Raw genomic sequence first — 14692 nt, forward strand, 5'->3', positions numbered from 1 at the left:
CGCCCCGACCCTCTCAAGCCCCAGCACCTCGCCCCAGATCCGCGCCAGCACCTCCTCCGTTGCACTCCGCGGTGCCACATACGACCCACGAACCATCGAACCGCCGACGGAGGACACACCGCCCGTTCCAGCATCCCGCCCCGCGCGCGAGCCCGGGTCCCGGCTGCTCCATTGCATGACGGGCGAGAAGGCGCCCTCGAGGAACTTCGTCCGCGCCAATCGGCGCTGAACCTTACCGCTGCTCGTCTTCGGGATGGCGCCACCCGCGACCAGCAAAATCGAGCAGGGTGAGAGGCCATGTTCGCGCGCGATCCCCGTCCGGCACGCGTCGAGGCAATTCGACGTGTCCGCCTTCTTCCAGCCGCGCTTGAGTTCCTGGAGCACAACCAACTCCTCGCGGCCCTCGATCTCGACCGAGAACGCCGCACCGCCGTTCTTACGGAATTCGGGATGGGTCCTCTCGACCGTGAGCTCGATGTCCTGCGGGTAGTAATTGGTCCCGCGGATGATGATGAGATCCTTGATACGTCCGACGACGAACAGTTCGCCGCCATCCAGGAAACCAAGATCTCCCGTGCGCATGAAGCTGGCTCCCGGACAACCATCGAGCGGCCAGCCAAAGGTCAGCTTGGTCTCGTCCGGCCGCCGCCAGTAGCCCTTCGCAACGCTCGGACCGCTGACCCAGATCTCGCCGACACGGCCCTCGTGACAAGGCTGCAGCAAGTTGGGATCCACGATCGCGACCTGCTGCCCTTCGGTAATTTGGCCCGAAGACACCAAAGTCCGCTTCCGTCCCTCGGTCCAGGGCCGCGCGCAATTCTCCTTCTCCAGCGCGTCCTGGTTCCAATCACGTACGATTGGCCGTGCCTTCCTCGGGCGCATCGACACCATCAAGGTCGCCTCGGCGAGGCCGTAGCCGGGCAGGAAGCATTCCGGCGATAGTCCCAGGCGCGCGAAGCGCGTCAGAAATTGCTCAACCGTGCCGGACCGGATCGGCTCGGCGCCGCAAAACGCAATCTCCCATCTTTTTAGGTCGACGCCGGGCAGTTTTTCCGGATCTAACCTCTCGACGCACAAATCGTAGATGAAGTTTGGACCGCCGCTAATATTCACCTTGTAATCGGAGATCGCCCGGAACCAGTTCGCAGGCCGCGCGATGACCGCCGCTGGCGAAATGTTGATCACCGGCATCTCGCCGTAGACCGGAAGCACCGCGCCCCACATCAAGCCATTGTCGTGAAACAACGGAAGCCAGTTGAGCCCCACCATATCGCGCAGTCCACTGACCGATGCGCGTATCAGCATCGAAGCGTTGTGCAGCAGGTTGGCATGGCTGATTTCGACGCCCTTCGGAACGCTGGTCGATCCGGACGTATATTGAATGACCGCGGTGGTCTCTCCGTCCACAATATCGATGGTCTCGCTGCCGAGACTTTCATCGACATTCTCGACTAGTAGAACCTTGCACGAGCCTCCGAGGCTTCCTCGCACCAAGTCCAGCACTTTCATGTAGTTGACGGAGTCAGTCAGCACTGCGGCGATTTGGGCGTCACGAAACGTGAGGGCCAGCCTCGTTTCGGCAAATCCCATCCGCGCGAGGCTGAGCGGCACGACCGTCGAGCCCGCCGCAAGCGTTCCGAAGAACGCGCAAACGAAATGCTCCGCCTTCTGATAGACTAAGGCGACGCGTTGATGGCGTAGGCCGTTCTCCCGCAAGATCGACGCGACGCCACCCGCCTTTCGCAGCAACCTGCCGTTAGTGAACGTCGCATCCTCCGCGCCGGCGTCGTCGAGAAAACGGAATGCGACCCTCTCGGCCTCTTGCTCGGCGCGGCGGGCCAGAACTTCCTGTATCGTCCTAAACTCAGTCATTCCCAATCCGCGCCTGCTGCATCGTGGTGACCTTTCGAAGCCGCGCCTAGACTGCCTCGGGCGCTCGCGAGCGACGAGCCCCCGTAACTGCGCCTCTGACCTCGAGCCGTGGCGCACGTCCCCGCTCGAGGAACAGGATCCGATCCGCCACGTCGAAATACCGGTCGTCGTGCGAGATCACGACGACGAGCTTCCCGGCGTCGCGCAACTCGACGAGAAACTCCCGATAGAACTTCTCCTTGAAAAGCGGATCCTGATCTGCAGCCCACTCGTCCAGCAACACGATGGGACGGTCATCGACCCAAGCGCTAAGCAACGCAAGGCGCTTGCGCTCACCGGAGGAAAAGCCCTTCGTCCGCGAGAAGCGCAGATCACCGATGCTAACGCGCTCGTTGATCTCCAGCCGCTGCAGCAACGTTTGCGCCATCGCGGCGGCGCCGTCAGTCTGCCGGTCGGACACGCGATCAAAGACGACGAAGTCGCTGAAGATCGTCGACACCTGACGCTGATACCACTCCCGCCGGCCATCATCGACGGCCTCGCCATCTACCACGAGCTCGCCGTCAGTCGGGACGTACAGGCCGGCCAGTATTTTCGCGAGCGTGGTCTTGCCGGTGCCGTTGCCGCCGACGACAAAGAGGATCTCGCCGCGCTGCAAGGTCAGGTCGATCGGTTCGAGCGTGAAGGTCTTGCCGAACTCGCCGGTGTAGGAATAGCGAATGTTGCGCAACTCGACGCACGCGGGCTGTACGTTCTGCGAATCCGTCGGCGCAGCGCCCCGGAGGCGCGCAACGGCTCGATCGTCGAGCTTCTGTCCGATCGCCTTGATCCGCGACCGCGCAACGTCGATATCGGCAAAATTCGGAAGCATCGCCACGGCTTCCCGCAGCGGCCCGACCATGTAGACCATGGCAAGGCCGTAGCCGACGACGTCAGTCGTCGACAGGCCGATTGCCCAAGGTGCGAACAAGGATACGCAGAGCGGAATGAAGAACAGGGCTTGGGTGATCGACAGCGCGTGGTTCGTATAACGCGTGTGAAGACACGCCATCTCCATTCCACTGGCTGATCCCGCGTTCAATCGTTCCAGCAATTCGACGCGGCGCAGTTCGCTGCCCTTGAGCTGCTTCATGCCGTTGACGACGAGGCTGCAGGCTTCGGAGACCTGGTCCCATATCTGCCGGCTCTTCTCGGTGCATGCATGAATTCGCCGGTGCAGATAGCGGTAGCAAACAGCTCCGATCACCAGGGCGGCCACAATCAGAACCAATCCGACCAGCGAAAGATAAGCGAGATAGGCCAGGCAACCGAGAAGAAACGAGAGATTTGACAACACCGTGATCTGGATCGGCAGCGCATCCGCGAGTCGCCTTGCGTCGAGCGTCATCGCGCTAATGATCCGCCTCGAGCCGATGGCCTCGATGTCGACGAGCGCAGCCTCCAGCACCCGGCGAGCCACCTGCTCCCTGATGTCGGCGATCGCCCGCTGCGAGATCTGCGTGACGAGCGCCCGCCAAATCGATCGACTAGTGAGCGACAGGGCGATGAAGAACAGCAGAAGTGCGAGTACGGTGCGCGTGGCATTTCCGTTCAGAGCGGTCATGACGACGACCATGACCGCCGTATTCGTCAATCCGCTGACGACACCGAAGAGAACTGCCAATGCGGACCGGCCGGTGAACCCGGCCTTCATGAGCGACCTCAGCTCGGTTTGATCGACGCATCTGGCAAATCTGCTTGAAGCCATCTCAAACATCCAATGTAAGGCAGATTCATTATCGGGTCGCGCAAAGCGCACGTTTGAGCTTAGTCCTGCTATTGCGATTAACACGGCACGCTGACCATAGCCTGACATGCAAATGGCGTACTGAAGCGTCACGCTGGCACGCGCGTACTGGGCGAGCGTTGCGACGCAGACGCATGTCGCACGAGCAAGCTCCGCGATATCGAACATCAGCAGAGAGACATGATATTCTGCTCGATCTTCAGCGATACAGTCGCCACGATGCGATTGCGGAATGCCTCGGCTTGAGCGGGCTCGCGGCCCGCATGCATCGGGCATGTCATCCCAGCAGGCCGAAGCTCAGGCTTCGATGCTACCGCTCTGATCAATCTGTCGCACTGAGAGCGAATTCACCGATGCAGGGCTCCTGCATGGGCGATTTCTCGATCACGGCAGCGAATTGACCGGAACTTCCACCACCGATCGCGCAAGGAGCAAGGTTCATCTCGGTTGCGACGAGATACATCGTCTGCAGTAGTACGCCGAGATTCTTCAGAACCAGGGCATATGCCATTGACTCGTAGACGATTTGCACGCGGGAAATCCGAGAGGTGATATTAAACAGTATCTGGGGATGCTCGCGCTGCCGCAACGCGCGCGATGCCATTTCGGACAGCACCATGGTCGCGCCTTCGTTCGTCTTCACCAGGTGCAGCGAATGCTGCTCCCTGTCGTATCGATAGAGGCCGGGACTAATTCCGTCGCAGGCTTCTATCAGCAGATACATGCAGAGGTCGTGGAATTCCCCGCCAGCCGGGAAGCGCGCATACTTTCGCCCGTCATCAACCGTGATGTAACTCGTTCTGTAGAGAAACTCGGAGAGCTCACCCTTGGTGATGGGGCGCCCCGGCATACGAATGCTCCTGCGCCCGTTCATCACATCATAGAAAGGGGTGGAGCGAACGGGGCCGGGAATATCGAGCTTGATCGGCACCGCCGCAACAAGGACTTCCGGCTCGTCGTCATGGTCGAGCGCTTCGTCGGATTGCGAAAAGCGAAGCGTAGGCCCGTACCCCCCACTTTGTCCCCCGAACCGACTTCGTGTGTGGAACAGAAGGTCGTGAAATTCCCATCGGCTCTCACACGATGCGGCGACGTCCATTCGGCGCACGAACTGTCCGTCGATCAGGCAGAGCATGACGTCCGTGAGCCAGCTCTGCCCCGGATCGACGGAGGCGCCGCTGTCCGAGGTCGTCCCCATCTTGAGAAGCCAGGCTGTCAGCTCGTCGTCGTAGCAACAAATTGAGGCGGAAGTCAGCGCTGATTCGAGCTGGACGGTGCGATCCACGAAACGCATGAACGTGGTGGGCGGCAACGCGTAGGCGCGCAGGCTACTGCGCGGTAGGAGCAGAGCGAAGTCGGACTTTGTCTTCCTTGATCTATATCGGGCGACGGGCTGCTCGCCCATCAAGATGATGTACTCGATGAACGAAGACAACAGCGAGAGCGTGTGCGCCGCGTGACGCAGCTCGGCGAAGTCTCCACCTGCCCGCTCGCGCAGTGATGACAGCGGCACACCGTCGATCAGGTCTGACCATGTAAAGGAGGCGGGCCAATTCGGGACCGTGATTGCAAACTGCCCCCCGCTTACGGTGACGCCTGCGTCATTTTCTCTGACATCGACCCCGGTCCGACACTTCGCCAGAACAGACATTAGAACTCCCCCGTTTTCCCGCAGAACCCGCCGTGTAGCTCACACCGTTCACCGCCGCGGCGTCGATGACGCCGCGGTCGGGCGCACGCTAGCGGCCGCCTGCAGCGAAATCGGTAGGTCGCGCTTCATAGGATGTCTTCTTGGAGAAGGTCGGCATCCGCCGGCCCGTCCAATCGGCCGTCCACGCCACGAGACGGCCGAGACTGACCTGTGGGTAGCCGAATTCGCGCATGGCCTGCGTCGTGTTGACCAGCCAGCCCATATCGGATTCCCGCCCCTCCAGGATCGGTTCGCGCCCCAGCAATTCTCCCATCCTGTGGGCGACTGCCCGCACGGAAACGGTCTCCGGCCCGCTGATGTTGATTACCGTTCCTGGCACCGAACAGCGCAGCAGGCAGCGCAGCGCCATCGAGGCAGCGTCGCCTTGCCAAATGACGTTCACATTGCCGGTGGTTAGGTCGATGGCTTCACCATTCAGGATCCGCACTGCAATGTCGTGCAGGACGCCGTAGCGCATGTCGATCGCGTAGTTCAGGCGAACGATGCAGTGCGGCGTTCCGGCTCTACGGCCGAAATGCTCGAAGATTCGCTCGCGTCCCACACATGAATTGGCATAGGTGCTCGCAGGCGGTTGGACCGGTGTCTGCTCGGTGGCACCGCCGCTATAGACCGACACGAAGGGATAGACGCAACCGGTCGAGAAACACACGATATTCGAGTGTGCGAAACGCTCGGCGATCAGGCTGGGGACGTAGGTGTTCATGGCCCACATCAGGGCCTCGTTGGGCCCCTGGCCGAATTTCTGAGGAGACAGACCCGCCATGAAGATCGCGTTCTCGGCGTCGGGCAGTCGCGCAACGGAGTCTCGATCGAGAAAGTCGCAAGATATGGTTTCGATGCCGTGTTGCTCGAGGTAGTCGCGGCTGCCGCCGTCGCGGAAGCGGGCGACCCCGATCACGCGCCTGCTCGGCGCGGCACGCTTGGCGAGCCGGGCAATCGTCGGGCCCAATTTCCCGCTGACACCGAGCAGGATGATGTCGCCTTTAATACGGTTGAGGTCTTCGACCAATGCCGCGTCGGGACGGGTCATCCGCTCATCGAGGTCCTCGACGTCGCTAAATTTATCCGGCCACTCGGTGCGTGTCTGCGTTTTCATGAAAGACCATCCTCGGATCCCGGATCGTTCAGGCGTTCAGCTCATGTGCCGGCATCTTCCTGTGGCACGGTCCGGTACGCTCGCCGATCAGATATCCGAGACCGCGCACGGTACGTATGTCCGAGGAAGAGCCGCCGTCCGCCAGCCGCTTGCGCAGCCGTGAGACGCTTGCCTCGATGGCGTTGGGCGTGAACTCGCGGTGACTCTCGAACAGCATCGTCTCGATCGTCTCGCGCGTCACGATGCGGCCCGATCTGCGCAACAGCACTTCGACGAGCGAGGTCTCGCGTCGTGACAGGGTGAGCGGCCTGCCGTCGATGCGAAGTTCGCGGGAGCCGGTATCGAACGACAAGTTCCCCGCTTTCAGTGTTAGATAGAGATCGTCGCGCGAGCGCCGAAGCAGCGCCCTGATGCGCGCCAGGAACTCGCCGTTGTCGAACGGCCTCGCCAGACAATCATCGGCGCCAGCATCCAGACACTTGATGAGCGTCTCGGTGGAGTGTAGCGCATTGAGCAGGAGGATCGGCACCTTACTTCCGTTCTTGCGGAGCGTTCGGAGCAGATCGAGACCGTCGCCATCGGGCAGCTGCTGATCGACGATCGTGAGGTTGTAGCTTGCGAGCTGGGCCGCCTCTTCGGCATCTCGACTGGTACCCACTACGTCGACGGCGTAGCCCGCATGACTGAGGAGACCGCCCACGGACGCCGTCGGCAAGCGAAAGCCTTCAGCGAACAACAATCGCATTACTAATCCTCCGCCTCTCATGCCCCCGAGGGCGTCGAACTTCGAACGACCTTGGATTGTATTATTATCGAATACTTCAAAGTTAGCGGATCGGCGCGAGGCTGAGAAGCTCTATATCCGAAGCGTCATTAACGCAAAAATTGAAGGCAATTCACATAGATCGAAGCGCTGCCTGCCTCACTGCCTCAAGCGAGTTTGAGCGCCGGCCACGAGGCGGATAGTGTCGCGGAATGCAGTTCGGGTTCGCGGAGTCCGCGAAATCCGCCATCGTCGCGCATTTACGCGCGCTAGCGGCCGGCCGTCAGCCGTTCGACGATGAACGGAATGCTCGCCGCCTGGAATGCGTCTGGATCGTCGAGCATGACGTTATGGCCGGCCCTTGCAATGGTTTGCAAGCGGGCACCGGCGATCTGTTCCCGCATCCTTTCAGCCAAAGACTTGCTCAGCACCGACGAGCGCGCGCCTCTCAATATCAGGGTAGGACACCGCACGGATCTCAATTGATCCCACGAGGTGTCGTCTGAATCGTCCTTCGCGCCGCTTCCATTGGCCAGCGCGGGATCCCGATTCAGTCGAAACGTCCCATCCGGCTGTCGCGTCATTGAATCGTCGGCGAGCCGTTGCAGAATTGCGCGGCTGGTCATCGGGCGGCTGGCCTCCAGAAACTTGGCGTATTCCGCCACACTGGCATAGTCGCGGCTCTCGCGCTTGAATTCGGCGAAGATGTGCTCCGACGCCTCGGGATCGAGCCTCAGCGAACAGTCGACGAGAATGAGTCCGACGATGCCCGGTCCTGCCGCGGCAGCGATCCGCAGCGCAACCTCGCCACCCATGGAATGTCCGACCAGCACGGCCCTCTCTGCGGGAAATGCCTTCATAGCGGCCCCTACGTCGTCGGCATAGGTCACCACATTGTAGCGCTCGGCAGGGTCCCATTGCGACCGCCCGTGGCCGCGAAGATCTGCCGCGAGCACCTGGCACGTGCCGGCCAGACGGTCCGCGAATTCAGGCCAGACGTGGAGGCCGTCGCCAAAACCGTGGATCAACACACACTGGTGGGAACCCTGCCCCCATTTACTGACCCGAAGCGTGATTTGATCCTCAGTCAGAAGGTGCGTGGATCGCATCGTCATTTACATATCCCATACGGCGTTGTAGTCGCTACATTCAGATATCAATCCATCTCTCCGCGCGGATTTTCTCGCGCGGCACGCGCCTTGCCAAGTCGCTTTTGCCAAGTCGCTTTGTGCGGTCGCTTGCGTGTCCTGCAGATGCGCGCCTAGGCTTGCGCGCCGATCAGCTTTCTGCCGCTCGAGAGCTTCTCGCGCAGGGCTTCCATCAGGAGATACATGACTGGCGTGGTGTAGAGCGTGACGAGCTGCGCCGCGATCAGTCCGCCCACCACCGTCACCCCGATGGGCTGACGCAATTCCGCGCCCGGACCAGTCCCGATCGCGAGCGGCAAAGCGCTGAAGGTCGAGACGAGCATCGTCATCAAGATCGGGCGGGCCCTCAGCCTGGCCGCCAGCGTAATGGCCTCGGTCGGCGAGAGTCCCCGGCTCCTTTGTGCGTCCAGCGCGAAATCGACCATCATGATAGCGTTCTTCATGACCATGCCGACCACGAGAATACAGGCGATCGACGAAATCGTCGTGAACTGCAGCCCGGTGACGCGCAAAGCCAAGAGCGCTCCGAACGCCGTCGGCGGCAGAACTGAGAGGATCGTGAGGGGATGTGCGTAGCTCTCATAGAGCATACCGAGCACGATGTAGATCGCGACGAGCGCCAGCGCGAACAGGACGGTCTGTCGTCCTCCCATCTTGGCGGCCTCACCCGCCTCGCCGCGAAATTCGGCCTTGACGTCTTCAGGCAGACGCGCGGCGAACTCGGCGGCCTTGATCGCGTCGATTGCGTCGCCGAGCGATACCTCCGGCCTGGTGTCGAACGATATGGTCTCGGACGGAAACTGCATGCTGTGGCGTACCCACATGCTGGCATGCGCCCTCCGCATCCGCGTCAGCGTCGAGAGCGGGACCTGCCCTGTCCGGCCTGGGACGAAGATCTGTTGAAAGACGGCAGGGTCGGTCTGGGCCTCGGGGTCGATTTCCAGAATCACCCGGGAAAAGTTCGACCGTAGATAAAGCGTGTTGATCTGCCGTTGGCTGAATGCATCGTTCAGCACGCTGTCGATCGTCGTCGGGGTCACGCCGTGATAGGCGGCGCGCAACCGGTCAACGGTGAGCCCCGCACCCAATCCCGAGGTCTCCCAGCTCCGGATCAAGTCCGTGAGCTGCGGCAGCGACCGCATGCGATCAAACATCTCGTTCGCGGCATCGAACACCTTGCTGCTGTTGGCTCCCCACAGCGTGTACTGGTAGCGAGCGGTTTGCGACTGGGTGCCGATGCTCAGATCCTGAAACGGTACGAAGATCGATCTGATGCCCTTGATCGAACTTGTGCTCACCTTCAGCCGCGCAATGACCTTCTGGATGTCCATCTTTCGCTGGTCGAGCGGCTTCAGCGCCACGATCATCGAGCCGAGGCTCAGTGCGCCACCATTCCCGTCGGCAATCCAGGAGCTAAGGCCGGCAACGGCCTCATCCTCCAGGACCCGATCAATCACGGCGCGCTGTTTCGCCTCCATGGCGGGGAACGAGATGTTCGGATCGGCCACCGTCCTGACAAACATCACGCCGGTGTCCTGGGTCGGCATGAAGGCGCGGGGCGTCATCATGTAAAGCCAGACGCTTGCCGCTGTCAGCAGCGCAATCGCCAGGAACACGACGCCGCGCCAGCGCAGGGCGAAATCTATCGAGCGTCCGTAGATCCGTCCCACCATCGCGCCAGGACCGCCGGACCGTGAGCGCCCCGGTTCACCGCCAAGCAGCCTGCTGCACAGCACCGGGGTCAGGCTCAGCGACACGAATGCCGAAGCCGCGATCGCGGCGACGAGTGCAACGCCGAACTCGCGAAGATAGCGCCCGACCACATCGGGCATGAACAGCAACGGAATCATAGCAGCCGCTAGCGCGGCGGTGATCGACACGATGGTGAATCCCATCTGCCGCGATCCAGCGAGCGCGGCCTGCATCGCACTCTCGCCGGCATCCATCCGGCGCATGATGTTTTCGATCACAATCACAGCGTCATCGACCACGAAGCCCACGGCGATGACGAGAGCCATCAGCGTGAGATTGTCGAGGCTGTATCCGTTGACACGCATTACGGCCAGGGTTGCCGCGAGGGCTACTGGAATTGTCAGCGTAGGAATGACGGCTGCCCAGATCTGCTTGAGGAAGATCGCAAGGACCAGGACAACGAGCACGATGGCGATCAGGATCGTCCGCTGCACCTCGCTGATCGACTCCCGGATCAGCGCGGTGCGGTCGTATACGGGATCGATCCGTACCGAAGGCGGCAGCAACGCCTTGATGCCCGGCAACAATTGCTTGATCGCGTCCACCGTCTCGACGACGTTGGCGTCGGACTGCTTGAAGACGTAGAGCACCACGCCCCGGTCGTGGTTGTACCAGCCTTCAACCTTTCGGTTGATGACGCTGTCGGAAACATCGGCGACGTCGCCAAGCCGGATCGGCGAGCCGTTGCGCCACGCCACGATCAGGTCGCGATACTCGGACGCTTTAAGCAGCTGGTCATTCGCCTCGACGGTGAGACTCTGGTTCTGGAACTCAACGGACCCCTTTGGCAGATTCTGCGTGGCGTTGACGATGCCCGCCCTGATCGCCTCCAGGGACAGGTTCATGTTCGCGGCCTGATTGGGGGAGACTTGGACCCGCACAGCGCTGTGCTCTGCGCCGTTGATGTTGACCCAGGCGACACCCGCCAGTTGCGACAGCTTCGGCGACACCACGCTATAAGCAAAATCGTAGAGCTGGCTCGGGGAAATTACGTCCGACGTCAGCGCGAGCGACATGACCGCGAACCCGGCCGGATTGGCCCGATAAAAGTAAGGCGGCCACGCATAGGCTTTGGGCATGTCGGGTGATGCCGCGTTGATCGCCGCCTGCACCGCCCCGGACGCCTCGTCGATGTTCTTCGACAGATCGAATTGAACGGTAATCTCGGTTGCGCCGACACCGCTCCAGGACGTCATCTCGACCACTCCGGGGATCAATCCGATCTGGCGTTCGAGGGGCTGGGCCAGCGACGAGCCGACGATCGACGGATTGCCGCCCGGCAACGGCGCATGGATCACAATGGTCGGCCGGTCAACATTGGGAAGGGACGCGATCGGCAGCCTGAGATAGGCAAAGGCTCCGACCAGCACGACGGCGACCATGGTCAGGGTCGTCGCAACCGGCCTGCCGATGAATGGTGCGGCGAGGTTCATTGGGCAGGCGCAAGCTTGGGCGATTTGGCGAACCGCCGTTGCAACGACGCGAAGGCCAGATAGATCACGGGCGTCGTATAGAGCGTCAAGAACTGCGAGACGATCAGGCCGCCGACGATGCAGATGCCCAACGGGCGGCGCAATTCCGAGCCGGTGCCGGCGCCGATCGCCAACGGAAGCGCCCCCAGCAGGGCTGCCATGGTGGTCATCATGATCGGCCGAAAGCGCAGGATGCAAGCCTGCCGGATCGCCTCGATCGAGGACATCCCCTCGGATCGTTCGGCTTCGATCGCAAAGTCGACCATCATGATGGCGTTCTTCTTCACGATGCCGATCAGCAGGATGATCCCGATCAGCGAGATCAGGTCCAACGCCTGTCCGGACCACATCAGCGCCAGCAAGGCTCCAACGCCCGCGGAGGGAAGCGTCGACAGGATCGTGATCGGATGAATGAAGCTCTCGTAGAGAATGCCGAGCACGATGTAGACGGTAATGATGGCCGCGAGAATGAGATAGATCTCGCTCGTCAAGGAGTCCGCAAACTCGGCGGCGGCGCCGACCAGGGTCGTCGTGATCGAGCCTGGCACACCGATTCGGTTCTTGGTGGTCCTGAGCGTCTCCACGGCCTCGCCGAGCGACACGCCAGGCGCTAAGTTGAAGGAGACCGTTGTCGACGGGAACAGGCCGCGGTGCATGACCGCCAGCGGCGCCCGTTTGCGTTCGAACCGCGCGAAGGCGGCGAGAGGCACCGACGGCTGCACGCTCGCGAACACCGCGCTGGTGTTGACGGCGGGGTTGAGAATCGCCTGCGGGACGTAGATCTTGGAAAGGATGTCAGGATCTGCGCGCATCGCCGGAATCACCTCGAGGACGACGTGGAACTGGGTCAAGGTCCCGAACACCGTCGCGATCTGCCGTTGCCCAAAGGCGTCGTAGAGCGTCTGGTCTACGTCGCTCATGACCACGCCGACGCGCGCCGCTGCATCGCGATCGACCACGATGGACAGCGATAACCCGTCGTCCTGCCGGTCGCTGGCCACATCGGCCAGTTCGGGGCGCTTGCGCAGTGCCTCCACCAGCCTGTCGCTCCATGTGCGCAGCTCGTCCTCATCGAGATCCTGCAGGACGTACTGGTATTGAGTGCGACTGACATGGGTGTCGATCTGGAGGTCCTGTGCCGGCTGCAGGTACAAGGCGATTCCAGGAATGGACTTGGCAGCCGCGCTGAGCCGCTGCGTAATCTCGGCGAGGCTTTCTCGCCGCAGGCCGGGGTCACCGATGTCGATATAGAGCCGACCACTGTTCAGCGTCGCGTTCACGGTCCCGACGCCCACAACGCTGTCGACGGCGCGGACCGCCGGATCGCGTTCGATCAGTTCGGCCAGTGCTCGCTGGCGGGAAGCCATCGCGGTGAACGAGATGTCCTGCTCGGCATCCGTGACGCCGATCAGGAGGCCGGTGTCCTGGAGCGGAATGAAGCCCTTGCTGACGGCGTTGTACAGCCATCCCGTGCCGACGATGGTGAGCAGCAGGGCTGCCATGGTGAGCGCTCGATGCCGCAGGACAACGTCGAGCCCGCGGACATATTGCCGCGCCATCGTATCAAAGACGCGCTCGCTCCAGCGGAATAGTAGGCCAAGCGGCTCGTCCGGTGCCTCGCGCCGCAGCAAGGTCGCGCACATCATCGGCGTCAGCGTCAGCGAGATCACGCAGGAAATCGCGATCGCAAACGACAATGTGACGGCGAATTCGCGGAACAGCCGGCCGATGATTCCCGGCATCAACAGCAGCGGGATGAAGACCGCGACGAGCGAAACGGTCAGTGAGACGATCGTGAATTCTATCTGGCGCGCGCCCTTGAGCGCCGCGTTCAGCGGCGTCTCCCCGGCCTCTATATAGCGGACGATGTTCTCGATCATGACAATCGCATCGTCGACGACGAATCCGGCGGCGACTGTCAGAGCCATCAGCGAGAGATTGTCGAGGCTGAAATCGAGCAGCGACATTACGCCGAAGGTGGCGACCAGCGAAACCGGAAGCGTCACGCTCGGAATGATGGTTGCCCACAACTTGCGCAGGAACAGGAAGATCACGAGAACCACCAGCCCGACCGTCAAAGCCAACGTGAACTGGACGTCGGCGATCGCGGCGCGGATTGTCACCGTCCGATCGGCCACGATCGAGACCTGGAGCCCTGGCGGCAGCAGCGCTCGCATGCGCGGAAGCAGACTGTTGATTGCATCGACCACCTGGATGGTGTTCGCGCCCGGCTGACGCCGGATCTCGAGCACGACCGCTTCCCGTCCCTGGAACCAGGCGGCCTGATTGGCGTCCTCGACACCTTCGAGAGCAATACCGATGTCGCGCAAATGAACGGGCCCGCCATTGCGGAAGGCGATGACCGAATCCCGGTATCCAGCCGCCGTGAAGAGCTGGCCGTTGAGATCGACCTGGAACGCCTGCATTGGGCCGTCGAGCGACCCCCTCGGCTGGTTCGAGGTCGTCGCGACGATGCCGCGCCGCACGTCCTCGAGCGAAAGTCCGAGACTCGCGACCTTCGCCGGATCAACCTGGAGACGGACCGCACGGGTCAGGCCGCCCTGAATCGTGACGGCACCGACTCCAGAGATTTGCGACAGCTTCTGGATGGCGATGGTCTGCGCATAATCGCTGATCGCCGGCAACGCGATCGTATCTGACGTCAGCGCCAGGATGAGGACAGGCGCATCGGCGGGGTTGACCTGCCGGTAAACCGGCGGCCCCGGCAGCAGTGCAACGGGAATCCAGCCAGACGCCGAGTTGATCGCAGCCTGAACGTCCTGCGCGGCGGAGTCTATGCGGCGGCTCAGGTCGAATTTCAGCGTGATCGTGCTCAACCCATATGCGCTGGCGGAGTCCATCGACTGCAGGCCGGAGATCACTCCGAAATAATGCTCCAGCGGCGCGGTGATCGACGACTCCACGACCCCAGGCGAGGCGCCGGGATAAGGCGTGGTGATCTGAATGGTCGGAAAGTCGACGTTCGGCAGCGGAGCGACCGGCAGATTTCTGTAACCGATCAGTCCGAGCAGGACGATTGCCAGGATCAGCAGGGTTGTGGCGATGGGCCTTCGGATAAAGATCTCTGACAT

The 14692-nt window shown here is 61.9% G+C and carries 8 protein-coding genes; all 8 read right to left on the reverse strand.

The genetic code is table 11. From position 1 onward, the window contains the following. A partial coding sequence (locus MOV75_RS02455; protein ID WP_247004744.1) for a fatty acyl-AMP ligase occupies positions 1 to 1989 on the reverse strand: 1989 nt, incomplete at its 3' end. Continuing rightward, positions 1919 to 3826 (reverse strand): cyclic peptide export ABC transporter, encoded by a 1908-nt coding sequence (locus MOV75_RS02460; protein WP_246917767.1) that lies wholly within the window; start codon positions 3824 to 3826, stop codon positions 1919 to 1921. The genes MOV75_RS02460 and MOV75_RS02455, both read right to left, overlap by 71 nt. Before the next feature lie 154 nt (positions 3827 to 3980). Beyond that, positions 3981 to 5309 (reverse strand): SagB family peptide dehydrogenase, encoded by a 1329-nt coding sequence (locus MOV75_RS02465; protein WP_246917763.1) that lies wholly within the window; start codon positions 5307 to 5309, stop codon positions 3981 to 3983. An 88-nt stretch (positions 5310 to 5397) separates the two neighbouring features. Then, positions 5398 to 6465 carry an NAD(P)-dependent oxidoreductase gene (locus MOV75_RS02470; protein ID WP_246917754.1) on the reverse strand — a complete coding sequence of 356 codons (1068 nt, stop codon included), beginning with the start codon at positions 6463 to 6465 and terminating at the stop codon, positions 5398 to 5400. A gap of 28 nt (positions 6466 to 6493) precedes the next feature. Continuing rightward, positions 6494 to 7210 carry a response regulator transcription factor gene (locus MOV75_RS02475; protein ID WP_246917751.1) on the reverse strand — a complete coding sequence of 239 codons (717 nt, stop codon included), beginning with the start codon at positions 7208 to 7210 and terminating at the stop codon, positions 6494 to 6496. 287 nt (positions 7211 to 7497) lie between these two features. Further along, positions 7498 to 8343 carry an alpha/beta fold hydrolase gene (locus MOV75_RS02480; protein WP_246917749.1) on the reverse strand — a complete coding sequence of 282 codons (846 nt, stop codon included), beginning with the start codon at positions 8341 to 8343 and terminating at the stop codon, positions 7498 to 7500. A gap of 146 nt (positions 8344 to 8489) precedes the next feature. Next, positions 8490 to 11561: an efflux RND transporter permease subunit gene (locus tag MOV75_RS02485; RefSeq protein WP_246917746.1), complete on the reverse strand. Its 3072-nt coding sequence runs from the start codon at positions 11559 to 11561 to the stop codon at positions 8490 to 8492. Next, positions 11558 to 14692, reverse strand: coding sequence for an efflux RND transporter permease subunit (locus MOV75_RS02490; RefSeq protein WP_246917744.1), 3135 nt, complete (start codon positions 14690 to 14692; stop codon positions 11558 to 11560). Before MOV75_RS02490 ends, MOV75_RS02485 begins: the two co-directional genes overlap by 4 nt.

This window comes from Bradyrhizobium sp. PRIMUS42, assembly GCF_023006515.1.
In the GTDB taxonomy this organism is placed as follows: domain Bacteria; phylum Pseudomonadota; class Alphaproteobacteria; order Rhizobiales; family Xanthobacteraceae; genus Bradyrhizobium.

Bases quoted from the DNA above. Each gene is read 5' to 3' on its own strand.
- MOV75_RS02460 (WP_246917767.1), bottom strand. From the start codon at position 3,826: ATGTTCGATATCGCGGAGCTTGCTCGTGCGACATGCGTCTGCGTCGCA.
- MOV75_RS02470 (WP_246917754.1), bottom strand. From the start codon at position 6,465: ATGAAAACGCAGACACGCACCGAGTGGCCGGATAAATTTAGCGACGTC.
- MOV75_RS02480 (WP_246917749.1), bottom strand. From the start codon at position 8,343: ATGACGATGCGATCCACGCACCTTCTGACTGAGGATCAAATCACGCTT.
- MOV75_RS02475 (WP_246917751.1), bottom strand. From the start codon at position 7,210: ATGCGATTGTTGTTCGCTGAAGGCTTTCGCTTGCCGACGGCGTCCGTG.
- MOV75_RS02490 (WP_246917744.1), bottom strand. From the start codon at position 14,692: ATGTCAGAGATCTTTATCCGAAGGCCCATCGCCACAACCCTGCTGATC.
- MOV75_RS02465 (WP_246917763.1), bottom strand. From the start codon at position 5,309: ATGTCTGTTCTGGCGAAGTGTCGGACCGGGGTCGATGTCAGAGAAAAT.
- MOV75_RS02485 (WP_246917746.1), bottom strand. From the start codon at position 11,561: ATGAACCTCGCCGCACCATTCATCGGCAGGCCGGTTGCGACGACCCTG.